Raw genomic sequence first — 24,435 nt, forward strand, 5'->3', positions numbered from 1 at the left:
GCTTCGCTGAAATATTCGAGAATCGTTGTATCTAAACCGAACGGTTTATAAACTGGCGCGGCTATCGATCGAGGAGAAGACATGACCCAGACCGCCACCATTCTGCGCACCGGCCGGAAATTCGACCAGGTTCTGCGCGGGGCTCGAGAGGTTTTCATGGCGGATGGGTTTGAAGGGGCAAGTGTGGATGACATTGCCCGCGCGGCTGGCGTGTCAAAAGCAACGCTTTACAGCTATTTCCCGGACAAGCGCCTTTTGTTCATGGAAGTGGCCCAGACAGAATGCTGCCTGATGGCCGAGCGGGTCATCTCGATGATCGACGAAACCAAGCCTGCCCGCGAAGTGCTTCAGATCACGGCGACGCAATTGACGGCATTCCTTGTTTCAGATTTCGCGCAGCAGGTTTTCAGGATCTGCGTTGCCGAACGCGACCGGTTTCCCGAGCTTGGTCGTGCGTTTTACGAGGCAGGGCCGCAAAACGGCCAGCGACAGATGGCCGAGTATCTGGAAAAAGCCGTGGCCAAGGGCGAATTGGCCATTGATGATGTACATATCGCTGCCGAGCAGTTTTCCGAACTGTGCAAAGTGCGGATCTGGACCCGGGCGGCTTTTGGTATTCAGAACACGTTCACTCAGGAAGAAATAGATCAGGTCGCTGCTCAGGCTGTTGACATGTTTCTTGCCCGTTACGGGGTCTGATCGATAAAAGTGTTGGCCCGCGGCCGGAACAGGGGCGCAGACCATCGCTCACTCACCAAAACACTCGATACACAACAGTTTAAAGCTGTAAGTCTTGTAAAACCCTTTACTCGATGAAAGTTCTGGCCAGACCCTCGCTGACAGGCTGCGCCAGATACGCAATCATCGCGCGTTCGCTTGTGTTGACGAACAGGTCTGCGGGCTGGCCGGGGACCAAGTTCAAAGCCGCCCGACCGACAACGCTCAGTTCGCTGGAATACGAGACTTCTTCGGTCGCCAGATTCTGGGTGATGACTACGGTCGTGTCGCCGGTGGCCTTGCTGTCCGAGGTCGGTCCGGGCTCTTGCTCCGCGTTCAGGCTGCCGCACAGGGTGACGGTGCGAATGTCACCTTCAGTCATATCGGTGTCGATCAGCAGCGGCCCGCGGATTTCACCGGCGGGGAACTCAGCCGTGTGGATGTTGTAGTACAGATTGCCCTGTACAGCTTCTTCAACAAACCAGGCACCGCCCGGGATATTCGCGCCGATCTGTTCCTGCGCCTCAACAACGAGGTGCGCCCGGCACTGTACGGTGCCCGTGTCGTTGAACGGGCTGGGCGCCTTCTGAACGATGCGCAGAAAATCCGTGACACCGCAACCGAGTTCCGCGACCCCGAAGCAGTTCCTTTAACCGTCGGAAGGACTCCGACTTAGGCCCCTTATCTGACCGGGTATTTCTCTGAACCCTTCAGCTCGCTGTTTCCAAGGATGGGGGTCACGCTGATCTAGGATCTGCCTGAAAAAATGTTGCGTATGGTCGATGATCACTTGCTGTACATGGCGCTTGCGGCGAAGATCAACAGCAGCGCTAGCTTGAGTTTCACTTCAATCTGGTCGGAACCATTGTTTCTGGCCCTTCGAAAAGGGCACCCGCTTTGCACCTTGTCATCCATCATCCCAGAGGATGCTCCGCCATATGATTTCATCCGGTTTCCACACTGTTTCGGATACGAACTTGAGGGGAGGCTTCCCAAACAAGATGGATCAAGCCGGATCAGCAGACGTTTCGACCTGACCGCGCTGAGGTTCGAGACGACCTGCCGCCATATTTGCCATTCCGACGATTGTACAATTGTCTCTGCTTTGGCCGCTGAACAACGAGAACCAAATCTCGGCTGCTTCGGACGCTGAACGGGCAAAGGTGACTGCCACGACAGTCAGGAAGGTGGGATCGAAGCGATAAGGTTTTGCATCTATGTCAAAACCTGTTCGGTGCTCTGGCCTCAATACGTGGTGCGCATCTGGTATCCCTGATGGAAAGTCATGCGCACGAAAGTTACCGGATCGCTGCGAAACCATGTCGTGCGTTCCAGCTGAAACAACGGTGTTCCGGGCGGTACCGCCAGAAACTCCTGCAAATGCCCTGTTGCCGGGACGGCAGAGAAGGCAATTTCAGCGTTTGAAAACGGCACCTCGGATAGCAGCCACTCATTCGGCCCGGTGGTCAGGAAATCTTCGTCGAGAACCTGAGGCACGGTGCTGACGTTGATCCAGCGTTCCTCGAACTGGAATGGACGGTTGTCGGCGTGGTGCATACATTGCAGATGGACGACCTGCGCGCCTTCCGGGATGTTCAGCTTTGCCTGCAACCACGCGGGGCAATCGATCAGTGTTCGGCTGACCAAAGCATAGCGGTATTCGGCGTTCATTTCTTCGATGGTCTGCCGAACGACAGTGATCGGCAATTTCGCCTGCTTTACCGGTGTGGTCACGACACGCGTGCCACCCTTACGTTTGCGGGTGACAATTCCCTGTTCGGCAAGTTCCCGCAGCGCCCGATTGACCGTCGCCCGTGCAACGCCGAATTCGGCTGCCAGTTCCATCTCGGTGGGCAACAGGCTGCCCTGTGGCCAGACACGGGTTTGAATGCGGTTCACGACTTCGTCCCGAATGTCCTGAAAGCCGAGGGGTTTTTGATCGATCACGTAGTGTTCATCCAATTACGTACAAGCATATTGCTATTATGAGGCCATTTTTGTCAGCCCGTAAAGGCGCAGCAATCTCAAAGCCTCGGCATGAGATCAGCCAAGGCCTGTCGATAGCCGGATACGATCCGATACCGAGCAATATGGCGGCTCCGGCGTACCTGATGGCGGCCAGCCGACCACAGATCGGTCACTACGTGGTCCTTCGCGGCAAAGACCAACCCGTCGAGCAACTGTTCAGGACGCAGGGCACAAAGTGCCGGATCCTGGCTGTCGATGGCAACAAGGTCCGCCAGCATCCCTTCTGCGATCTGGCCCGACGCGCGCGCAAGGGCCTGCGCACCGCCCAAAGCCGCATTGCAATACAGTGTCTGTCCTACCGAACCGTCCCCTTCCACGAGGACATTGCGCGACAGGTCTCGCAGGCGTTGGGAATACTCCAGCGTACGCAGTTCCTCTGTCATCGAAACCAACACGTTTGAATCCGACCCAACCCCGAAACGACCACCGGCTTCAAGAAAGACGGCCCCATTGAAAGGGCCATCCCCCAAATTGGCCTCGGTGATTGGGCAAAGCCCCGCGACCGCGCCCGTTGCGGCCATATCGCAAGTTTCCTTTTCCGTCATATGAGTGGCGTGGATGAGACACCAGCGATGGTTTACCGTTGCATTGTTCAGCAGCCATTCCACCGGGCGGGCGCCCAAACCCTCGTGAACCTGCTCAACTTCCATGGGTTGTTCCGCAATGTGAATATGGACAGGTCCCGTCTTTTTTGCGTTCAGAACCCGGGCAAGATCTTGCGGTGATGTCGCGCGCAAGGAATGTGGGGCTATGCCTATCTGACAGTCATCCGGCAGATCGCCCAGTGCCGCCTGCGCCTGTTCGACCAACGCCAGATAGCGGTCCACATCATTGCCAAATCGTTGCTGTCCCGCTTCCAACGGTTGCTCGCCGACCCCTGCGTAAGAATAAAGTACGGGCAGATGCGTCAGCCCGATTCCCGTCTCGGCCGCAGCAGCCATGATCCGCTGGGACAGCTCTGCAAGATTGCCATAAGGTGTGCCGTCTGGTTGGTGATGCAAATAATGGAATTCACCAACCGAGGCGTAACCGGCTTCCTGCATCTCCATATAGACCAGAGCGGCAATCGCCTGCACCTGATCAGGCGTCAGGTGCTGGGTGAAACGATACATCAGTTCCCGCCACGTCCAGAAACTGTCGCGACCGGCCTTTCGGTATTCGGTCATGCCTGCCATCGCGCGCTGAAATGCGTGGCTGTGCAGATTGGCCAATGCGGGCAGCAAAGTGTCGACGCAAGTGTCACCCTCTTGCGCCGTCGCGCCCTGTTGCAGCGACACTATCAGCCCTTGCCTGATTTCTACCCGCAGGTTCGTAGCCCAACCGGTGCTCAGTAATGCGCGATTAGCGAAGATAGCCATTTTTTACCTCATTTTATGCATAGACATATAAATGATAGAAATGTACTAGAAAAGCAGGAAATGCATGGAGGGTGCGAGTCACATGCAGACGCAAACGCAGGTTTTGACGGATCTTGATGCCGCAACGATGACCGAAGGCGGCGCGCCATACGGTTTGGTCCCGGATGCCGCGATCGCGTTGCAGGACGGACAAATCGCATGGATCGGAGCTGTCGCTGACCTTCCTTCAAGATTCGCCGACCAGCCGCGGACTCGACTCGGTGGACGCCTGGTTACGCCTGCGTTGATCGATTGCCACACTCATGTGGTTCACGGTGGCCATCGCGCCGCAGAGTTCGAAATGCGCCTGAACGGCGCGAGCTATGAAGAGGTCGCCCGCGCCGGGGGTGGGATCATCTCGACGGTAAAGGCCACGCGTGCAGCCGGAGTGGAGGAGTTGGTCGCACAGGCATTGCCGCGAGTTGATGCGATGCTGGCCGAAGGGGTGTCGGTCATCGAAGTGAAGTCCGGTTACGGATTGGATGACGATACCGAATTGAACATGTTGCGCGCGGCTCGGGCGGTGCCGGATCATCGTCCCGTCCGCGTTCTGACCAGCTTTTTGGGGGCTCATGCGGTGCCTCGGGACTATGAGGGCAGGGCGTCGGACTACATTCATCAGGTCTGCATTCCCACGCTTCGCGCCGCACATGCCGAGGGATTGGTCGATGCGGTTGATGCCTTCTGCGAAGGCATCGCCTTTCAACCGGAAGAGTTGATCCCGCTTTTTGATGTCGCGACAGATCTTGGCTTGCCGATCAAGATCCACGCCGAACAATTGTCGAATTTGGGTGGCGCAAAACTGGCTGCCGGATACGGCGCGCTTTCGGCAGATCATATAGAATATCTTGATGAAGCAGGTGTTTTGGGCATGGCGCAGGCCGGTACCGTCGGCGTTATTCTGCCGGGGGCGTTCTACACCTTGCGCGAAACACAGGCGCCACCGATTGACCTGTTGCGCCGGCATGCTGTGCCCATGGCGCTTGCCACGGATTGCAACCCCGGTTCGGCGCCGATGACCTCGCTGTTGCTGGCGATGAACATGGGGTGCACCCTGTTTCGCCTGACGCCAGAAGAGGCCCTGCAAGGCGTGACGGTTCACGCGGCCCGTGCTCTCGGGTTGGCTGACTGCGGTCAGATCTCAGTCGGGCGGCGCGCTGATCTGGCGGTTTGGAATGTCGAACACCCTGCGGAATTGGCCTATCGCATCGGCTTCAACCCTCTTCATACCCGCATATTCGGAGGTATATTTTGACGACCCTCACCCTTACCCCGGGCACCGTTACCCTGTCGCAATTGGAACAGGTCTTTCGCGAAGAGTGCGCAGTTCGGTTGGACCCCGCCTGCCGCCCGGCCGTCGAAGAAGCGCACAAGCGCATCGCCGATGCGGCGGCGGGAGAGGCCGCCGTATATGGCGTGAACACAGGGTTCGGGAAACTGGCAAGCGTCAAAATCGCGGCCGAGGACACAGCGACCTTGCAGCGCAACCTGATCCTCAGCCATTGCTGTGGTGTGGGCCCTGCGATCCCGCGCGCCCTTGCCAGATTGATGATGGTTCTGAAATTGCTGAGCCTGGGGCGCGGGGCCTCGGGGGTTCGGCCAGAAGTGATCATCCTGCTGGAAGGGATGTTGTCACAAGGTGTGACCCCGGTGATCCCGGCGCAGGGTTCGGTCGGGGCTTCGGGTGATCTTGCGCCCTTGTCCCACATGGCTGCCGTCATGATGGGCGCTGGTGAGGCCGAGTTTGGCGGCGATGTGATGCCCGGTGACGCTGCGCTGTCCAAAGCGGGTCTGCACCCGATCGAACTGGGCCCCAAAGAAGGGCTGGCGCTGATCAATGGCACCCAGTTTTCGACGGCCTTTGCGCTGTCCGGCCTGTTTGGCGCGTGGCAGGCGGCGCAAAGCGCGCTGGTTACCTCGGCGCTGACGACGGATGCGATCATGGGTTCGACCGCCCCGTTGCAACCGGAAATCCACACGTTGCGCGGGCATCGCGGGCAGATCGAGGCCGGCGTGACCATGCGGGCGCTGCTGGCCGGGTCTGTCATTCGTGAAAGCCATCGGGATGGCGATACCCGGGTTCAGGACCCGTATTGTATCCGCTGCCAGCCTCAGGTGGTTGGCGCCGCGATGGATGTGCTGAGGCAGGCTGCAACAACGCTGGAAATCGAGGCCAACGCGGCGACGGACAATCCTCTGGTTCTTTCGGAAACCGGCTTGATCGTTTCGGGCGGGAATTTTCACGCCGAACCCGTTGGGTTTGCCGCAGACATGATCGCCCTTGCCGTGGCCGAGATCGGGGCAATTGCGCAACGCCGCATTGCGTTGATCGTCGATCCGGCGCTCAGCTTTGATCTGCCGCCTTTTCTGACGCCCAATCCGGGTCTGAATTCGGGCTATATGATCGCTGAGGTGACGACCGCCGCACTGATGAGCGAAAACAAGCATCTGGCCAATCCATGCGTGACGGACTCGACGCCCACATCGGCCAATCAGGAAGATCACGTTTCGATGGCGGCCCATGGCGCGCGGCGATTGGGGCAGATGGTTGCCAATCTGGAACGCATTCTGGGTGTCGAACTGCTGTGTGCCTCACAAGGGGTCGAGGTCCGCGCGCCGCTGCCTACGAGCGAAACGTTGCAGGCCGTGATGGCACGGCTGCGCGCCGTGGTGCCGGCCTTGGGTGACGATCGCTATATGGCACCCGAGATCGAAGCAGCCTCGGCCCTGATTGCCAGTGGTGAGATTGCCCGTGGCACGGGCATCGCCATGCCGGAACTTGGCGCATGAGCGGCCCGGTCGAGGTTTCGCGCGGTGACGGTCCGATCGTGCTGGGTCTGCCGCATACCGGCACCCATGTTCCGGCCACGATCGAGGCCAAGTTGAATGCGCGGGGCAAGGCTCTGGCGGATACGGATTGGCATGTTCACACCTTGTATGAAGGGCTTCTGCCCGGTGCGACCACGGTTCGGGCGACCTTCCACCGATATGTGATCGACGCCAACCGGGACCCGACGGGCGTATCGCTTTATCCCGGCCAGAACACGACCTCTCTTGTGCCGCTGACGGATTTTGACGGCCAGGGCATCTGGGACATCCCGCCTTCGGAAAAGGATATCCTCGAACGACGGGAAGCTTTTCATGCACCGTACCATGCCGCCCTGAAGGCCGAGCTGGAGCGCGTGAAGGCCGCCCATGGGGTTGCGGTGCTGTATGATTGCCACTCGATCCGCAGCCATATTCCTTTTCTGTTCGAAGGTACTCTGCCCGATATGAGCATCGGCACGAACAATGGGGCGACCTGCGCGCCGGAAATCGAAGCCATAACGCATGAATTCGCGGCGTCCTCGCCCCATACGGCTGTTCTGAATGGGCGGTTCAAGGGCGGATGGACAACGCGCCATTATGGGCGCCCCTCGGAAGGGGTTCACGCGATCCAGATGGAGCTGGCTCAGTCGACCTACCTGAATACTGAAGCGCCGCCCTGGGCTTTTGACACCCACAAAGCCAACCGCCTGCGCCGGTGGCTCAAAGACATTCTTGACGCTATCCACGACACTGCATTGGAGCTTGCCCGATGACCGATCCCCGCAAAAATACCCGTGACATCTATCCCCCGACAGGGCCCGAACTGAACGCCAAAAGCTGGATGACCGAAGCCCCGATGCGGATGCTGATGAACAATCTGCACCCGGATGTGGCCGAGAACCCGCATGAGCTGGTTGTCTATGGCGGCATCGGCCGTGCCGCGCGGACATGGAAAGATTTTGATACCATCGTTGCCAGCCTCAAGGATCTGGAAGAAGATGAAACGCTGGTGGTGCAATCCGGCAAGCCGGTCGCCATCGTTCGGACGCATGCCGATGCACCTCGGGTGCTGATCGCGAACTCGAACCTCGTACCGCATTGGGCCAACTGGGACCACTTCAACGAGCTCGATAAGAAGGGCCTGATGATGTACGGCCAGATGACGGCCGGTTCGTGGATCTATATCGGGACGCAAGGCATCGTTCAGGGCACCTACGAAACCTTCGCCGAGGCGGGACGCCAACACTATGACGGGGACCTGACCGGCAAGTGGATTCTGACTGGCGGTCTGGGCGGCATGGGTGGCGCGCAACCTCTGGCGGCTGTCTTTGCGGGGGCGTGTTGCCTGGCCGTCGAGTGCAATCCAGACAGCATCGATTTCCGCCTGCGCACCAAGTATCTCGACGAAAAGGCCGAGACGCTGGACGAAGCGCTGGAAATGATCGACCGCTGGACCAGGGCGGGCGAGGCGAAATCGGTCGGTTTGCTGGGCAATGCGGCCGAGATTTTCCCCGAGATCTACCGGCGGATGCAGGCGGGCGGGATGCGCCCTGACATCGTGACCGACCAGACCAGCGCCCATGATCCGGTCAACGGTTATCTACCATTGGGCTGGAGCATGGCGCAGTGGAAAGACAAGAGGGAAAGCGACCCCAAGGCCGTGGAAAAGGCAGCGCGCGCGTCGATGAAGCAGCACGTGGCCGCCATGGTCGATTTCTGGAACGCGGGCGTGCCAACCCTGGATTATGGCAACAACATCCGGCAGGTGGCGCAGGACGAAGGCTTGGAAAACGCCTTTGCTTTCCCGGGTTTCGTGCCCGCCTATATCCGCCCGTTGTTCTGCCGCGGCATCGGCCCGTTCCGCTGGTGCGCGCTGTCGGGTGATCCCGAGGATATCTACAAAACCGACGCAAAGATGAAGGAACTGTTCCCCGAAAACACCCATCTGCACAACTGGCTCGACATGGCGCAGGAGCGCATCGCCTTTCAGGGCCTTCCCGCGCGCATCTGCTGGATCGGACTGGGCGACCGCCACAAGGCTGGGCTGGCATTCAACGAGATGGTCAAAACCGGAGAACTGAAGGCGCCGGTCGTCATCGGTCGTGACCACCTCGACAGCGGCTCGGTCGCGTCGCCTAACCGCGAAACCGAGGCGATGAAGGACGGCTCGGACGCGGTGTCGGACTGGCCGCTGCTGAACGCGCTGGTCAATACCGCCTCGGGCGCGACATGGGTCTCGCTGCACCACGGAGGCGGCGTTGGCATGGGTTTCAGTCAACATGCGGGTGTCGTGATTTGTGCCGACGGAACCGATGCAGCGGCCAGACGTCTCGAACGGGTTCTGTGGAACGATCCGGCTTCTGGCGTCTGGCGTCACGCAGATGCGGGGTATGAGGATGCCCAGGCCTGCGCACGTGAACACGGGCTGCGTCTGCCGGGGATTCTGGGCTGATTTGCCATTCATCTTTGAATTTGTCCGCATGGCTTAGCGCTAACGTCTCATTTTCCGGTTTCGAACCGGGGATGTTTCCGCTAGGGCTAAGCCGTTAAGCAGCCCGCTAGGCTAACGACAACTGACAAAGGTGGCTCGCCCGTTGCTCGATATTGCACAAGTCCGCACTGTTCTTTCGGACGTCTATGACCTCGCCCCATCGGCCACGTTGGCCAATGAGATGAAAGACACGTTTGCCCGTATGGATCGTGTGATCAGCCCGCCGGATTGGGCGATCTATGCGCCCTATGTGCGGGCGATCAACGCGCTCAAGAAAGAGCGTAACGCCGTGATCCTTGGGCACAATTACATGACACCGGAAATCTATCATGGTGTGTCCGATTTCGTGGGTGACAGCCTGCAACTGGCGATTAAGGCCAGCGAGGTGGAAGAGGATGTGATTGTTCAGGCCGGGGTTCATTTCATGGCCGAGACATCGAAAATTCTGAGCCCCGGGAAAACTGTTCTGATGCCCGACATGGATGCGGGCTGTTCTTTGGCAGAATCGATTACTGCCGAAGGAATCGACGAAATGCGGGCCAAATACCCCGGTGCGCCGGTTGTGTCGTACGTGAACACCACTGCCGAGGTCAAAGCGGCCTCGGATATCTGTTGCACCTCGTCGAACGCCTTGCAGATCGTGAATGCCATAGAGAGCGACACGGTCATCATGACGCCGGATCAATATCTGGCTCAAAACGTGGCCAATGAAAGCCACAAGAACGTGGTGTACTGGCCCGGTTCCTGCATCGTGCATGAACAATACACCGCACAGGACCTGCGCGACTTCCGCGAATGGAACCCCGGAACGCGCCTGATTGCGCACCCGGAATGCCCGCCGGATGTGGTGGCCGAGGCGGATTATTCCGGTTCGACCAGCGGGATCATCAAATATGTGCATGATGAGAAACCTGAAAAGGCGATGCTGATCACCGAATGTTCGATGGCGTCGAACATCGCGGATGAACTGCCCGAGGTCGATTTCGTAGGGCCGTGCAATATGTGCCCGTACATGAAAAAGATCACGCTGGAAAAGATCCTCTATGCGCTGCACACGATGGACGGCCAGGTCGAGGTCGCCGAAGACGTGGCAGAGAAGGCCCGCAAATCTGTTCAGGCGATGATTGATCTGTCCCGCAAGCTCGGCATCTGATCGGCAATGACCGACATCACCACGGATCGCGTCGTTATTATCGGGGCCGGGATTGGCGCGCTTTATGCTGCGCTGAAACTGGCGCCGCGCCCTGTGGTGATCATCTCGCCTGATCCTTTGGGCGAAGGTGCAAGTTCGGCATGGGCGCAGGGTGGCGTGGCGGCGGCGATGGACCTGGCTGACAGCCCGGAAAGCCACGCCGTTGACACCGTCAATGCCGGGGCAGGCACCGTCGAGCCTGATGTTGCGGATTTGGTGACGCGAGAGGCGCGGGATTATATTCTGGACCTGACCGCTTTGGGCACATCATTTGATCGCACCGAGGGTGGCGGGTATGTCCTGTCCCGAGAAGCCGCGCACAGTTTTGCCCGCGTCGTGCGGGTAAAGGGCGATCAGGCCGGCAGTGAAATCATGGCCGCCCTGATCGAACGAGTGCGCGAAACTCCGTCGGTGCAGGTGTTGGAAGGGGTCCTTGCCGTTGCGCTGGAAGTGACGGATGGGCGCGTGGTGGGCGTGGTTTTGCAGGATGCCTCGGAAAGCGGATCTGCGCCTGTGACGCTTCGTGCGCCCGCCGTATTGTTGGCGGGTGGCGGTTCTGGCGGGCTTTATGCCCTGACGACCAATCCGGCCCGCATCCGGGGGCAGGTCATCGGAATGGCCGCACGGGCGGGGGCGCTGATCGCCGATGCCGAATTCGTGCAGTTCCACCCCACGGCCATGGACGTGGGTGAAGACCCGGCCCCGCTGGCGACCGAGGCCCTGCGCGGAGAAGGGGCAATACTGATAAACAAGCACGGCGAGCGCTTCATGCAGGCCGTTCACCCTGATGCCGAGCTTGCCCCGCGCGATGTCGTGGCCCGCGCGATTTTTGCCGAGGTACAGGCCGGCAACCGCCCGATGCTGGACACCCGCAAGGCTTTGGGGGCGCAAATCAATGAACTTTTCCCGGCGGTTGCCGCATATTGCGCGCGCAACGGAATCGATCCGGTCCGGGATGCGATCCCGGTTGCTCCGGCAGCGCATTACCACATGGGCGGGATTGCCACAGGCACTGATGGCCGTGCGACGCTGGATCGGTTGTGGGTGTGCGGCGAGGCGTCTTCGACCGGCCTTCACGGCGCCAACCGACTGGCCTCGAACGGTTTGCTCGAAGCGTTGGTGTTTGCACGCATCTGTGCCCAGGACATTGCGCGTTCGATACCGGACACTTCCGCGTCGGAACCTGTGGCCCTTCGATTTGATCAAGCTGATATCCCTGATACGTCCGATGCGGTCTGTATGTTGCGCACGACCATGTCGCGCGATGTTGGCGTTGTCCGGGACCGCGCCGGGTTATGCCGGGCATTGCGCAGGATTGCCACGCTCGAAGAGCAGTATGGCACATGCCCGTCCTTCAGAAACATGTGTGCCACAGCAACCTTGATCGCCGCAGCGGCATTGCAGCGCGAAGAAAGCCGCGGCGCGCATGAGCGATCCGACTTTCCGGAAACTGCCGATGGCCCCGGCAAACGATCCCGGATGTATCTTAGCGACGCGCTGCACATTCGCGCCGAAGCCTGCAAGGAAATATTATGAGTTTTGCGACCCTGCCCGATCTGATCCTCGAACCCGTCATCCGCGCGGCGCTGATGGAGGATCTGGGAGCATACGGTGACGTGACCACCCGCGCCGTAATCCCGCCGAACGCGACCTATACGGCCCGGCTGAATGCGCGTGAGGATGCCGTCGTTTCTGGTATGCAGGTGGCGACGATTGCGTTCCGGCTGGTCGACCCGACGCTTGAGGTTGAGGTGCTTGTCAAGGATGGCCAGCCTTGTCGGCGCGGCGACACGTTGATGACCATCAAAGGTTCCGCGGCCTCGATCTTGTCGGGTGAGCGGGTCGCGCTGAATTTTGCCGGTCGTCTGACCGGTATTGCCACAAAAACTGCCGCCTTTGTCCAGCAGACAAAGGGCACGAATGCCCGCATGACCTGTACCCGCAAAACCACGCCCGGACTTCGCATCGTCGAAAAACAGGCCGTGCTGCATGGCGGCGGTTTCAATCATCGCTACTCTTTGTCCGACGCGATCCTGATCAAGGACAACCACATTGCCGCCGCCGGGGGTGTGCGTCAGGTTCTTGAGGCCGCCAAAGCGCAAGCCAGTCACATGATGGCCGTCGAGATCGAAGTCGATCGACTGGACCAGCTGGCCGAAGTCCTCAGAATTGGCGGCGCGTCCGTCGTTTTGCTGGACAACATGGATGACGAGATGCTGCGCGAAGCGGTTGCCATGGTGGACGGGCGGATGAAGACCGAAGCCAGCGGTAATGTGACGTTGGATCGGGTTGCATCAATTGCGGCGACCGGGGTCGATTACATCTCGTCCGGGGCGCTGACGCATTCCGCCCGAACCGTTGATCTGGGTCTTGATTTCTGAAAAATTTCTGAAAAGCGCGGCATTTCCGCTTGATTTGGGATCGTTTGCGCCAACACGGTTGCGCCTTCAGATTTTATCGATAATAAATCCACGGCAACGCAAGCTGCAGGAAGTTTTATAGATAAAATGATCATCCCTCATTCCGGCTGGACCCGAAAGTCTGCGCAAGCTGTTCATGACCTCCCGTTAATGGACCTTCTGTTCCGGGCACAGACCGTGCACCGCGAGAACTTTGATCCGAACAAGATCCAGACCTCTAAGCTGCTGTCGATCAAAACCGGCGGGTGCGCCGAGGATTGCGCCTATTGCTCGCAATCGGCCCGCAACGGATCCACCCTGCCTGCATCGAAACTGATCGAGGTTCAGCGTGTACTGGCCGAGGCCAAAAAGGCCCGCGACGGTGGCGCGACCCGGTTCTGCATGGGGGCCGCCTGGCGCGAGCCCAAGCCGCGCGATATGCCTGCCCTGGTTGCCATGGTGGAAGGCGTCAAGGCGATGGGCATGGAAACCTGCATGACGCTGGGCATGCTGGATGACACCCAGGTGGTTCAACTGCGCGATGCCGGGTTGGACTATTACAACCACAATATCGACACGTCCGAACGCTATTATTCCGAAGTGATCACCACCCGTACTTTCGCGGACCGGATCGACACGATGAACCGGGTGCAGGAAGCCGGAATCAAGGTCTGCTCGGGTGGTATTCTGGGTATGGGTGAACACACTGGCGACCGTATCGATATGTTGCTGACTTTGGCAAACATGACCCCGCCGCCGGATTCGGTGCCGATCAACATGCTGATGCCACAGGCGGATACTCCGCTGGCTGATGCGGAACCGGTTGATCCAATCGACTTTGTGCGGATCATCGCAACCGCTCGCATCCTGATGCCCAAAGCCTATGTTCGGTTGTCCGCCGGGCGCAGCGACATGAGCGACGAGATGCAGGCGATGTGCTTCTTCGCCGGAGCTAATTCCATCTTTGTCGGTGAAACTCTTTTGACGGCGGAAAACCCCGAAGAAGACACCGACTCGATCCTGTTTGCAAAACTTGGCCTTCAGGCCGAAACGGCTGAAGACCATAAGCGGACGGAAGCCGCCGAATGAAAGCAGTCGAACGACTGGAATCCATGCTGGGTGCGCTGGAAGCCCGGCACCGCCGCCGGGTTTTGATCCCGGCGCGCGGGCTGGATTTTGCGTCCAACGACTATTTGGGGTTGGCCGGGTCAAGCCTGTTGCAAGAGGCCGCACAGGCGGCGCTGGCCCGCGGCGTGCCCGTAGGCTCGGGCGGCTCGCGGCTGCTGCGGGGAAATCACCCAGAGCATGAGGCGCTGGAACACGAAGCAGCTGCGTTCTTTGGGGCCGAGGCCGCATTGTTCATGGGTGGAGGGTTTCAGGCCAATCAGGCAATCTTTTCCACCCTACCGGCTGCCGGGGATCTGGTTTTGTATGACGAACTGGTTCACGCCAGCGCCCATGAGGGGATGCGCGCCAGCCGAGCGGATCTGCGCGCTTTTCGTCACAACGACGTCGCGGATGCGCGCAACGTCTTGACCGAATGGCGATCCGCTGGTGGGCAGGGTCAGGTATGGGTTGCTGTTGAAAGCGTCTATTCCATGGAGGGCGATCTGGCTCCGCTGGAAGATTTGTCATGTCTGGCGCGTGAAGCCCAAGCAGTTCTGATCGTGGATGAGGCGCACGCAACCGGCGTTTTCGGGGCAAATGGCAAAGGTCTGGCGCATGATCTGAACGCTGACCTTCTGACCCTGCACACCTGCGGCAAGGGGCTTGGAGTTTCCGGCGGGCTGATCTGTGGCCCGCGGGCAATGATCGATACCCTAATCAACCGCGCACGGCCCTTTATCTTTGCAACGGCGCCGTCCCCTCTGAATGCTGCGCTGGTACGGGCTGTCCTGTGTGAACTGGCCGAGAATGACGATTTGGTCGCTGCTGCACGCAAACGTCTGCGCCATGCACATGAGGCGGCCCGTGAAACAGGGTTGCCTGACGCGGCCTTGAACAGCCAGATCATTCCCGTCGTTCTTGGGGACGAGGCCCGCACGATGGCGATGGCACAGGCTTTGCAACATCAGGGGTTCGACATTCGCGGCATTCGCCCGCCAACCGTTCCAAAAGGCACATCCCGTCTGCGCGTCTCGATCACCGGGAATGTCGGTCCCGAGGATATTTCCGCCCTGTTTGCAACCATCTCCAGCCATCAGTCGGAGGCCGCATGAGCGCTCTGGTCATTGTCGGAACCGACACTGGCGTCGGAAAAACAGTATTTTCGGCTGGCCTGACAGCGGCCCTGAACGCCACTTACTGGAAGCCGGTTCAATCGGGGCTCGAGGATGCGACGGACACGGAAACCGTCTGCACCTTGTCCGGTGTGGACGTGTTGCCCGAGGCGTATCGCCTGAACATGCCTGCCTCACCCCATCTTTCTGCCGAGGATATGGGCATAGAGATCGATCTGTCCCGGCTCGCGCTGCCGCAAGTTGACGGGCCGCTGGTTGTGGAAGGGGCGGGGGGGCTGATGGTGCCTCTGAACCGCAAATCCTACTATCTGGATCTGATTGCCCAATGGCAGGCCCCGGTCGTTCTGGTCGCACGCACGGCGTTGGGAACGATCAACCACACCACGTTGTCCCTGATGGCGCTTCGAAGCGCTGGGTCCGAGGTGGTCGGCGTTGCCTTTGTCGGAGATCCGGAGCCCGACGTGGAACAAACCATCGTCGAAATGAGCAAGGTGCGACACCTCGGACGTCTGCCTTATCTTGGCGTCCTGACGCAGCAGGGCTTGTCAGATGCCTTCTCGTCCATAGACGTGGCGACCATACGGAGGTTTCTGTGACCCCGCTGGAGTTTGACGCCCACCACCTTTGGCATCCCTATACCAACGTGGCCGATCCCGGTGCGATGCATCTCATCGACCGGGCCGAGGGCGTGTATCTTTACCGGGAGGACGGCGCAAAGATGATAGACGCCATGTCGTCATGGTGGTGCGCCATCCACGGCCACAAGCATCCCGAAATTACGTCCGCCATGCAGTCCCAGCTGGAAAAGATGCCTCATGTGATGTTCGGGGGGCTGACACACCATCCGGCCATTGATCTGGGGCGCAGGATGGTCGACATGTTGCCCGAGGGGCTGGATCGCATTTTCTATTGCGACAGTGGGTCTGTTTCGGTCGAAGTGTCGATGAAGATGGCGGTGCAGTATCAAATGGCCCATGGCCGCACCCGCAAATTCGAATTTGCCACAATTCGGGGCGGCTATCACGGTGACACGTGGAAAGCGATGAGCGTCTGTGACCCTGTGACGGGTATGCACGGGCTGTTCCGAGGGGCTTTGTCGATCCAGCACTTCCTGCCGCGTCCCCAGGTTCGGTTGGGGGATGACTGGCCCGAAGACCCGGCGCTGAACGGATTGGAGGCGCTGGAACGACTGTTGGCCGACAAGGGCGATCACCTCGCGGCCCTGATCCTTGAACCCGTGGTTCAAGGCGCCGGGGGCATGTATTTCTATCATCCCCAATGGCTGCGCGCGGCACGCGCCATGTGCCATGCTTATGACGTGCTGATCATTTTCGACGAGATCGCAACCGGATTTGGCCGAACCGGCAAGCTGTTCGCCACCGATCATGCGGGCATCACCCCGGATATAATGTGTCTGGGCAAGGCATTGACCGGGGGGCATATCTCGTTTGCTGCTACCGTGACCAGCAAGCAGGTGGCGTATGGCATTGGCAACAGTGAGGCCGGAGTGTTCATGCACGGCCCGACCTATATGGCCAACCCTCTGGCCTGTGCCGCTGGTTCGGCCAGCCTCAGACTGCTGGCCGAGGGGAACTGGCAACGCCAGGTGGCTGATATCGAAGGCCAGATGCGGACCGAGCTGGAGCCAGCGCGCAGTTTGCCGGGCGTTGCAGATGTCAGGGTTCTTGGCGCTATTGGCGTTATCGAAATGAAGGAAACGGTTGATCCTTCGGTTGCTCATCGGCTGGCCCCTGAAACCGGAGTGTGGCTGCGCCCCTTTGCGCGCAACATCTATTGCATGCCGCCTTACATTGTTTCTCCTGAAGAGCTCGGCCGGATCACCAGCGCGATGGTCGCTTTGGCCGGGGGGCAGCAATGAAACACCAGTGGCTGGCGCAATCGTATGACAGCAAGCTGACACTGGTCTTCGGGGGGTGGGCGCTGGGTGCTGCCCCGTTCCGCGGGCTGACCGGAGGCGGATCTGTTCTGCTGGTTGATGACTATAACCAGCTTGATGATCCCTTGCCCGATCTGGCCGGGTTTGACTGCGTCGAAATGCTTGCGTTTTCCTTCGGTGTCGCATCCGCGGCCCATTGGCTGGCCAGCACAGGGTTTCGCCCTGACCGGCTGGTTGCCGTCAGTGGTACGTTGCATCCTGCCTGCGCAGACCGGGGCATCGCGCCCGATATTGTCCGGGCCACGGCGGATCAGCTGTCATCGGCAAGTTTCGTCAAATTTTGCCGACGCGCCGGACTGTCTGCTGACATACCTGAACTGGACATCGAGCAGGCAAGAAAGGAACTTCATGCGGTCATCGAGCGTGGCTCGGCGCCTGATCCCGGCTTTGATCGGGTTTGGATATCAGAGCGGGACCGGATCATTCCGACCAATGCTCAGAGGACGGCCTGGGCCGCAACCCCTGATGTGGTCAAGGGCGTTGCCGCTCCGCACTTGCCATTTGAACCGGGCCAAAGCTGGGCGGAGTGGATGTCATGACGGCGCAATTGGCGGACAAGGTTCAGCGAAGCTTCAGCCGAAGCTTCCAGACTTACAACGATACAGCCAGCCAGCAGGCCTGGGTTGCCCGCAAGCTGGTTTCCGAGATGCGCCGGGTTGGCGCGCCGAACCGGTTTGATGTGGCGTTCGAGCTGGGATGCGGCACTGGCCATCTGACCCGGTTGCTGCGGCAGAGCTTTGACCTACCCGATCTTCACTTGAACGATATCGCGCCGCAGGCTCGGGCGACGGCGGATGCGGAAAAAGCGGCCTTCATTGCCGGAGACGTCCGCCTGGTCGAATGGCCCGCAAAGCTGGAATTGGTCGCATCGGCCTCGATGATCCAATGGATGGAGGATCCCGCCGGTTTGCTGCAACAGGTTGCCGAGGCGCTTGAACCCGGAGGGTGGCTGGCGATTTCCGGGTTTGGTCCATTGCAATATCAAGAGCTTGCGCAAATCGGATCGACAGCCCGTGCACCGGGCCTGTGCCTGCCTGACACCCTTGCAACCGCCATAGATGGGCCGTTCAAGATTCTGACGGTTGGCCAAAGTGTTCGGCCATCCTATTTTGGCACGCCCAGAGATGTGCTGAAACATTTGCGGAGTACAGGGGTAAATGGCCGGGCTCAGGGTGCATGGACCCGGTCCACCTTGGCCCGGTTCGAAGCTGACTACGTTCAGAAGTTCGGAACTGACGGCAGGGTTCCTCTGACTTACCACCCGGTGTGGGTCATTGCCGAAAAGCGTTAGGCGCTTATTCGGCGACGACAAGGTCGATTTCATTCGCCGACAGCATCTGGCAGATGTCCTCGGGCGGGTTCACATCGGTAAAGAACAGATTGATCTTGTCGGCAGGTTCCAATGTGACCGGCGCGCGCTTTCCCAGCTTTTCGCCATCGGCCACGACAATGCGGACCTGTGCGTTTTGAATGGCGACGCGGGCCAAGTTTGCTTCTTGCAGGTCGTGCAGCATAAAGCCCGGGTCCGCGTTGACCGCCCCGACTGAAAGGATGGCGAAACGGACGTTCAAACGTTTGATCAGGTCCTGAGCTTCAACGCCGAATGCGCCCCCATCGTGCGACCGCAGCTCGCCACCAGCCATGAAGATCCGGTTGTTGTTTCGTGAAGCCAATGCCTGCGCCACAAAAACCGAGTTCGTCACGACAAAGAGATCGCTGTGGTTGCCAAGCGCCTGCGCCACATAAGCGGTAGTAGAGCCGATATCGAGGAAAACGGAGTCGCCGTCACTGATGACCTCGGCAACCGCCTTCGCCAGCTTCTCTTTCGCGTCAACCTTCTTGTCCAGGCGGCTTTGCAACGACGGTTCCAGAATGTCTTCGAGAAGATGAACCCCGCCATGGACCTTGCGCACGATGCCGCGTTCTTCCAGATTGCGGACGTTTCGCCGAATGGTTTCCAGGCTGACCCCAAGTTCATTCGCAAGAACGCTTACCCGGCACGACCCGCCCGCGCGAAAAAGAGCGCGCAGGATTTCTTCTTCTCGTTGGTTTGTGGTCGGCAGGTTCATGTTTCGCGCTCTGATGGCATCGTCATATGGGACGTTCAGCCATACCACAATACCCACATAAAGCAACGCTGCACGAGAGAAAGGCTTAAAAAACTTGCCTTGATCAGGAAAAAGTGTGGCTTTACGTGGTTTTTATTGACACAAAACCCCACGATGTGGTCGTCTGTACTCAATACCACCGATTCATCGAAAAAAACACGACAGGGAGAAGGTGTTATGAATTGTAAAATGGGAATTTCCGCGCTGGCCCTCATGGCCGCCGGAGCCGCAACAACTGCATGGGCTGTTGAGTCCACGGACCCAATCAAACTGACGCTGCACGACTGGTCGGGGCAGTTGATCAATACCAAGATCATGGGTTCGATCCTGAAAGAAGCCGGGTACAACGTTGAATATGTTCAGGCGGATTACATTGCTCAGTTCGCCGGTCTGAAAACGGGTGACCTGCATCTGGCAATGGAAATCTGGGAAACCACCGGACGCGAAGCGCTGGACGAGGCAACCGGCACCGGCAAGGTCGTCAATGTCGGCGAAACCGGCCTGATGGCGATCGAAGAATGGTGGTATCCCAGCTACATGAAGGAACGGTGCCCGGGATTGCCGAATTGGGAGGCGCTGAAAGACTGCGCCGAGGAATTCGCGACGGCGGAAACTGCTCCGAACGGGCGTTATGTCGGCGGCCCGGTGACCTGGGGTGGCTTCGATGACGAGCGTGTCGAAGCGCTTGAACTGGATTTCGAAGTCGTCCATGCGGGCACCGACGCGGCCCTGTTTGCAGAATTGGAATCCGCTTATCAAAGGCAGGATCCAATTGTTCTGTGGGTCTACGTCCCACATTGGGCGCCGGCGAAATACGAAGGCGAGTTCGTCGAGTTCCCGCCATTTACACCAGAGTGTTACAGCGACCCTTCTGTCGGTGTGAACCCGAACATGGCCTATGATTGCGGCAAACCGCGTGGCCCGATCTGGAAAGCAGCCTGGTCTGGCCTGCAAGAAAAATGGCCGGGCGCTTATGACATCATCGAAGCCTACAATATCAACAATGATGAAATGAGCGCCATGGTTGGCAGGGCCGATCTGGACGGTGTGGAAATCGACAGCGTTGTTGCAGAGTGGATGGAGACCAACAAAGACCGCTGGTCTGGCTGGATCTCGAAGTAATCCACTGGCCAGAGCGGGCCTGTCGCTCTCTCGGACCGCTCTGGCCTTTTTCGCGAATGAACCGGACCACCCTGATGCCCCCCAAGACCAAACTGTCGTGCCGAAACGTCTGGAAGCTTTATGGCCCCAACGCAGATCGGTTGCTGCGGACAACCCCCGAACCTACGGCAGAAGAAATTCGCAAGGCAGGCGTGATCGGCGCAGTGCGCAACGCCAATATCGAGATCTCGGAAGGTGAGATTTTCGTCATCATGGGCCTGTCGGGGTCCGGCAAATCCACTCTGGTTCGGTGTTTGTCTCGGTTGATCGAACCAACCGCCGGAGAAGTTCTGTTCGACGATGCTGACCTCTTGCGTGCCAGCGAGAATGAGCTGATCGAAATCCGGCGTCACAAGATGGGCATGGTGTTCCAGCATTTCGCGTTGCTGCCGCATTTGACCGTTTTGCAGAATGTGATGTTTCCGTTGACGATTCAGGCCACACCCAAACCCGAAGCCGGCGCCAAGGCCCGCGAGGTGGTGGAACTGGTCGGTTTGAAAGGGCGCGAGGATTATTACCCGCGTGAGCTGTCCGGGGGCCAACAACAGCGCGTCGGCATCGCCCGTTCCTTGGTGACCGAGCCTGATCTATGGTTTCTGGACGAGCCGTTCTCGGCCCTCGATCCGCTGATCCGGCGCGAGATGCAGGATGAATTCCTTAGGTTGCAGGAGCGGTTGCACAAGACCATCGTTTTCATCACCCATGATTTCGAAGAGGCCGTTCGCCTGGCCGACCGCATCGCCATCATGAAGGACGGAGAGGTGAACCAGATCGCCACGCCGGAAGAGCTGGTGATGCACCCGGCCACAGACTATGTGGCTGAATTCACGAAACATATTCCCCGTTCAAAGGTCCTGACCGTCGGCGGTGTCATGACCTACGGCGCTGTGGGCGAGGGCGATCCGATCTCTCAATCCACCCGCATCTCGGACGTGGCGGAACGGATTATCGCGGCAGATGCGCCGATCCCTGTCGTGGATGCAGAGGGCCAACCCGTCGGAGCGATTGACCGCAAGGCCGTTGCGCATGTGCTGTTCGGCGGCGGAGACACGGCATGATCCGCCTGACCCGCAGCCAGATGGCAATTCTGCTGCTTGTTCTGATCACCATCGTGCTTGGCTATTTCGGTCGTGATTTGAGCAAGGCGCTGGATGCGCGCTGGTTGACCAAGTTCCCTTCGGCCTGGGTGATCCCGTTCAAAACCTACATTTCCTCGGCGATGACATGGCTGATCGAGGATGCCGCCATCGGGCCGGTGTCTTTCACCGATGTCACCCGCGCCATCGCGTGGTTGATCGAGCAGCCCTACAATCTGGTATTGGCTCTGCTGGCCGACGGCTTTGTCAGCGGTCAGGGAAATGACGCGCAGGTCATCCTGCCTGCGATCAGCTGGATCGTGGTCATCACCGCCGTTGTCGCCTTGGGTCAATATTGCCGTGACTGGGGATTGGCCGCTCTGGTCGGGGCTTGCTTCGTCTATCTTGCAGTTTTCGGACAATGGGACAGTGCCATGGTGACGCTGGCCTCGGTCCTGATCGCGGTGCCGATTGGAGCGGGCGGAGGGTTGCTGTTGGGCATTCTCGCCTATCGCCATCCGCTTTTTGAAAAGATCATCTCACCAATCCTGGACCTGATGCAGACGATCCCGATCTTTGCCTATCTGGTGCCGATCCTGTTCATGTTTGGCTTTGGCCCGATCTCTGCCTTGGTTGCAACGATCATCTATGCGACCCCGCCGATGGTGCGGATCACCACGCTGGCGCTGAAAGGCGTGGATCCTGAGATCCTGGATTTCGGACGCATGGCGGGCACGACCCGGCGGCAGTTGATGTGGCGCGTGCTGGTGCCCTCGGCCAGCCACAGCTTGATGGTGGGCGTCAATCAGGTGATCATGCTGACCCTGAACATGGTCATCATCGCCTCGATGATCGGGGCTGGGGGGCTAGGCTTTGACGTCCTCGCCGCGCTGCGCCGCCTGGACATTGGGGCAGGGTTCGAAGCCGGCATTGCCATCGTGGTACTGGCCATCGCCGTCGACCGTCTGAGCCAGGCCTTTGCCGAACGGATGGGGCAGGTGCATCATGAGGTCCCCGGCTCGTGGATCGCGCGTCATCGCCGAACGGTTCTGGTTGTGGTCCTGATGCTGCTGACCTGGGTACTGGGACAGTTCTCGCCTCTGCTGCTGGAATATCCTGAAAGCCAGACCATCACCACCGGCGCGTTCTGGGACAACACGGTCGAATACCTGAACGTCAATTATTTTGACACGTTCGAGGCCATCAAGGTTTTCTTCCTGACCTGGTTCATGATCCCGATCAAAACGGTTCTGCTGGGCATCCCGTGGCCATGGGCCATCGCGATGCTGGCCCTGCTGGGCTGGCACGCAGGCGGTTGGCGGCTGGCGTTGCTGTGCGGCGGAATGGCCTCGCTGATACTTGTCTCGGGCCTGTGGTCAAAGGCGATGGTGACAGTGTATCTGTGCGGCGCATCTGTCATTCTGGCGACGCTGATCGGGGTGCCTCTGGGTGTTCTGGCGGCGCTGAACAAACGCGCTGGAACGGCCATCAACCTGCTGATCGACACACTGCAAACCCTGCCCAGCTTTGTTTATCTGATCCCTGTCGTCATGCTGTTCCGGGTCGGCGATTTCACCGCCCTGATTGCCATCGTTCTCTATGCGCTGGCCCCGGCGGTCCGTTATGCCGCCCATGGCGTGCGCTCGGTCAGTGAGGAACTGATCGAGGCGGGTCTGGTTTCGGGCTGCACCCGCAAACAACTGCTGCGCCATATCCGCCTGCCGATGGCGTTGCCTGAAATCCTGCTGGGCGTCAATCAGACGATCATGCTGGCGCTGTCGATGCTGGTGATCACCGCCCTCGTCGGCACTCGCGATCTGGGGCAGGAGGTCTATATCGCCCTGACCAAGGCCGATACCGGCCGCGGTCTGGTGGCCGGCCTGTCGATTGCCTTCATCGCCATCATCGCTGATCGGTTGATCAATGCCAGTGCCCGCCAGGCCCGCATCCGCTTTGGACTGGAGAGTTGATATGAGCCATCCCGACCTGATGACCCGCATCCGCGCTCTGCCGATCTGGCAGGGAGAGATCGAGGCCACTCCGCTGACCGGTGGCATCACCAATGTGAACTACAAGGTCACGGACGGCAGCGGGTCTTATGTGGTTCGTGTGGGCGACGACATCCCCCTGCATCAGGTGATGCGCTTTAACGAATTGGCCGGGACGAAAGCCGCCCATGCTGCAGGTCTTTCCCCTGCGGTGGTCCATGCCTCGGGCGATCTGACAGTGCTGGATTTCATCGAAAGCCGCACCCTGACGGAAGAGGACGTGCGCCACCCCGACATGCTGCCCCGAGTGCTGGATCTGGTAAAGCGATGCCATATCGAGGTGCCCAAACACCTGCGCGGGCCGTCGCTGGTGTTCTGGGTGTTCCATGTCATCCGGGACTATGCCGCAACGCTGACCGAGAATGACAGCGCCCATGCAAAGCTGATCCCCGATCTGATCGACGCAGGCACGCTGCTGGAACATGAGGCAGGGCCGTATGACATCGTGTTCGGCCATAACGATCTGCTCTGCGGCAATTTTCTGGACGACGGCAACCGCCTTTGGCTGATCGATTTCGACTATGCCGGATTCAATTCTCCGCTGTTCGATCTGGGCGGGCTGGCGTCGAACAACGGCCTGTCGCCTGAACAGGAAGACTGGGTGTTGGAGAGCTATTTTGAAGCCACGGTCACCGACGATCTGCGCCACCGCTATGCGGCGATGAAATGTGCCTCGCTGCTGCGGGAAACCATGTGGAGCATGGTGTCCGAGATCACCTCGGATATCGACTTTGATTACGCAGCCTACACAGCTGAAAACCTGGCGCGGTTCCGCGCAGCCCTTACCGATTTCAAAAATACCTGAGGACAGAC

General features: G+C 59.3%; 24 protein-coding genes. 20 read left to right on the forward strand and 4 right to left on the reverse strand.

Annotated elements, in window-relative coordinates:
* Window positions 1–81: 81 nt before the first annotated feature.
* Entirely contained in the window at window positions 82–699 is a 618-nt protein-coding gene (locus ACR0A2_RS12465; protein ID WP_171169500.1) for a TetR/AcrR family transcriptional regulator, read from the forward strand.
* Window positions 700–805: 106 nt separating this feature from the next.
* On the opposite strand, the gene ACR0A2_RS12470 is transcribed toward ACR0A2_RS12465, so the two are convergent.
* Window positions 806–1,228, reverse strand: a complete 423-nt coding sequence (locus tag ACR0A2_RS12470) for a CHRD domain-containing protein (RefSeq protein ID WP_480835463.1) — start codon at window positions 1,226–1,228, stop codon at window positions 806–808.
* Here ACR0A2_RS12470 and ACR0A2_RS12475 point away from each other — a divergent pair.
* Together ACR0A2_RS12475 and ACR0A2_RS12480 are read left to right on the forward strand one after the other, a co-directional pair.
* Complete coding sequence (locus ACR0A2_RS12475; RefSeq protein ID WP_480835263.1) at window positions 1,154–1,393, forward strand: hypothetical protein; 240 nt, start codon at window positions 1,154–1,156, stop codon at window positions 1,391–1,393. The two genes, ACR0A2_RS12470 and ACR0A2_RS12475, sit on opposite strands and share 75 nt — an antisense overlap.
* Before the next feature lie 90 nt (window positions 1,394–1,483).
* On the forward strand, window positions 1,484–1,870 hold the full coding sequence (locus tag ACR0A2_RS12480; RefSeq protein ID WP_480835265.1) for a hypothetical protein: 387 nt from the start codon (window positions 1,484–1,486) through the stop codon (window positions 1,868–1,870).
* A 92-nt stretch (window positions 1,871–1,962) separates the two neighbouring features.
* On the opposite strand, the gene ACR0A2_RS12485 is transcribed toward ACR0A2_RS12480, so the two are convergent.
* Window positions 1,963–2,664, reverse strand: coding sequence for a GntR family transcriptional regulator (locus ACR0A2_RS12485; RefSeq protein ID WP_171232264.1), 702 nt, complete (start codon window positions 2,662–2,664; stop codon window positions 1,963–1,965).
* A gap of 77 nt (window positions 2,665–2,741) precedes the next feature.
* Window positions 2,742–4,103 carry a formimidoylglutamate deiminase gene (locus ACR0A2_RS12490; protein WP_480835267.1) on the reverse strand — a complete coding sequence of 454 codons (1,362 nt, stop codon included), beginning with the start codon at window positions 4,101–4,103 and terminating at the stop codon, window positions 2,742–2,744.
* A gap of 82 nt (window positions 4,104–4,185) precedes the next feature.
* Between ACR0A2_RS12490 and hutI the strand changes: the two genes are divergently transcribed.
* From hutI to ACR0A2_RS12555, 13 genes are all read left to right on the forward strand, one after another.
* Window positions 4,186–5,397, forward strand: coding sequence for an imidazolonepropionase (gene hutI, locus ACR0A2_RS12495; protein ID WP_480446324.1), 1,212 nt, complete (start codon window positions 4,186–4,188; stop codon window positions 5,395–5,397).
* On the forward strand, window positions 5,394–6,932 hold the full coding sequence (hutH, locus tag ACR0A2_RS12500) for a histidine ammonia-lyase (protein WP_480835269.1): 1,539 nt from the start codon (window positions 5,394–5,396) through the stop codon (window positions 6,930–6,932). The genes hutI and hutH overlap by 4 nt, the downstream gene beginning before the upstream one ends.
* Window positions 6,929–7,723, forward strand: a complete 795-nt coding sequence (gene hutG, locus ACR0A2_RS12505; protein WP_480835271.1) for an N-formylglutamate deformylase — start codon at window positions 6,929–6,931, stop codon at window positions 7,721–7,723. The genes hutH and hutG overlap by 4 nt, the downstream gene beginning before the upstream one ends.
* Entirely contained in the window at window positions 7,720–9,402 is a 1,683-nt protein-coding gene (hutU, locus tag ACR0A2_RS12510) for a urocanate hydratase (RefSeq protein ID WP_480835273.1), read from the forward strand. Before hutG ends, hutU begins: the two co-directional genes overlap by 4 nt.
* A 142-nt stretch (window positions 9,403–9,544) precedes the next feature.
* Entirely contained in the window at window positions 9,545–10,594 is a 1,050-nt protein-coding gene (gene nadA / locus ACR0A2_RS12515) for a quinolinate synthase NadA (protein WP_480835275.1), read from the forward strand.
* A 6-nt stretch (window positions 10,595–10,600) separates the two neighbouring features.
* The gene (locus tag ACR0A2_RS12520) at window positions 10,601–12,169 is read left to right on the forward strand and encodes an L-aspartate oxidase (protein ID WP_480835277.1); all 1,569 of its coding nucleotides are present in this window, start codon (window positions 10,601–10,603) and stop codon (window positions 12,167–12,169) included.
* Window positions 12,166–13,014: a carboxylating nicotinate-nucleotide diphosphorylase gene (nadC, locus tag ACR0A2_RS12525; protein WP_480835279.1), complete on the forward strand. Its 849-nt coding sequence runs from the start codon at window positions 12,166–12,168 to the stop codon at window positions 13,012–13,014. The genes ACR0A2_RS12520 and nadC overlap by 4 nt, the downstream gene beginning before the upstream one ends.
* 126 nt (window positions 13,015–13,140) lie before the next feature.
* The gene (bioB, locus tag ACR0A2_RS12530; protein WP_171232257.1) at window positions 13,141–14,121 is read left to right on the forward strand and encodes a biotin synthase BioB; all 981 of its coding nucleotides are present in this window, start codon (window positions 13,141–13,143) and stop codon (window positions 14,119–14,121) included.
* Entirely contained in the window at window positions 14,118–15,251 is a 1,134-nt protein-coding gene (locus ACR0A2_RS12535) for an 8-amino-7-oxononanoate synthase (protein WP_480835281.1), read from the forward strand. The genes bioB and ACR0A2_RS12535 overlap by 4 nt, the downstream gene beginning before the upstream one ends.
* Window positions 15,248–15,868, forward strand: coding sequence for a dethiobiotin synthase (bioD, locus tag ACR0A2_RS12540; RefSeq protein WP_171364307.1), 621 nt, complete (start codon window positions 15,248–15,250; stop codon window positions 15,866–15,868). Before ACR0A2_RS12535 ends, bioD begins: the two co-directional genes overlap by 4 nt.
* Window positions 15,865–17,151, forward strand: a complete 1,287-nt coding sequence (gene bioA / locus ACR0A2_RS12545) for an adenosylmethionine--8-amino-7-oxononanoate transaminase (RefSeq protein WP_480835283.1) — start codon at window positions 15,865–15,867, stop codon at window positions 17,149–17,151. The genes bioD and bioA overlap by 4 nt, the downstream gene beginning before the upstream one ends.
* Window positions 17,148–17,768, forward strand: a complete 621-nt coding sequence (locus ACR0A2_RS12550; protein ID WP_480835285.1) for a pimeloyl-ACP methyl esterase BioG family protein — start codon at window positions 17,148–17,150, stop codon at window positions 17,766–17,768. The genes bioA and ACR0A2_RS12550 overlap by 4 nt, the downstream gene beginning before the upstream one ends.
* Complete coding sequence (locus ACR0A2_RS12555) at window positions 17,765–18,520, forward strand: methyltransferase (RefSeq protein ID WP_480835287.1); 756 nt, start codon at window positions 17,765–17,767, stop codon at window positions 18,518–18,520. The genes ACR0A2_RS12550 and ACR0A2_RS12555 overlap by 4 nt, the downstream gene beginning before the upstream one ends.
* A 4-nt stretch (window positions 18,521–18,524) precedes the next feature.
* Here ACR0A2_RS12555 and ACR0A2_RS12560 read toward each other — a convergent pair whose 3' ends face one another.
* Entirely contained in the window at window positions 18,525–19,298 is a 774-nt protein-coding gene (locus ACR0A2_RS12560) for a DeoR/GlpR family DNA-binding transcription regulator (protein ID WP_480835289.1), read from the reverse strand.
* Window positions 19,299–19,514: 216 nt separating this feature from the next.
* On the opposite strand from ACR0A2_RS12560, the gene ACR0A2_RS12565 reads away from it, so the two are divergent.
* From ACR0A2_RS12565 to ACR0A2_RS12580, 4 genes are all read left to right on the forward strand, one after another.
* Window positions 19,515–20,459 carry an ABC transporter substrate-binding protein gene (locus ACR0A2_RS12565; RefSeq protein ID WP_480835291.1) on the forward strand — a complete coding sequence of 315 codons (945 nt, stop codon included), beginning with the start codon at window positions 19,515–19,517 and terminating at the stop codon, window positions 20,457–20,459.
* Window positions 20,460–20,533: 74 nt separating this feature from the next.
* The gene (locus ACR0A2_RS12570; protein ID WP_480835465.1) at window positions 20,534–21,556 is read left to right on the forward strand and encodes a quaternary amine ABC transporter ATP-binding protein; all 1,023 of its coding nucleotides are present in this window, start codon (window positions 20,534–20,536) and stop codon (window positions 21,554–21,556) included.
* Entirely contained in the window at window positions 21,553–23,544 is a 1,992-nt protein-coding gene (locus tag ACR0A2_RS12575) for an ABC transporter permease (RefSeq protein ID WP_171205098.1), read from the forward strand. Before ACR0A2_RS12570 ends, ACR0A2_RS12575 begins: the two co-directional genes overlap by 4 nt.
* Window position 23,545: 1 nt before the next feature.
* Window positions 23,546–24,427 (forward strand): phosphotransferase, encoded by an 882-nt coding sequence (locus ACR0A2_RS12580; protein ID WP_480835293.1) that lies wholly within the window; start codon window positions 23,546–23,548, stop codon window positions 24,425–24,427.
* Window positions 24,428–24,435: the final 8 nt, after the last annotated feature.

The organism is Ruegeria sp. H8 (assembly GCF_056532905.1).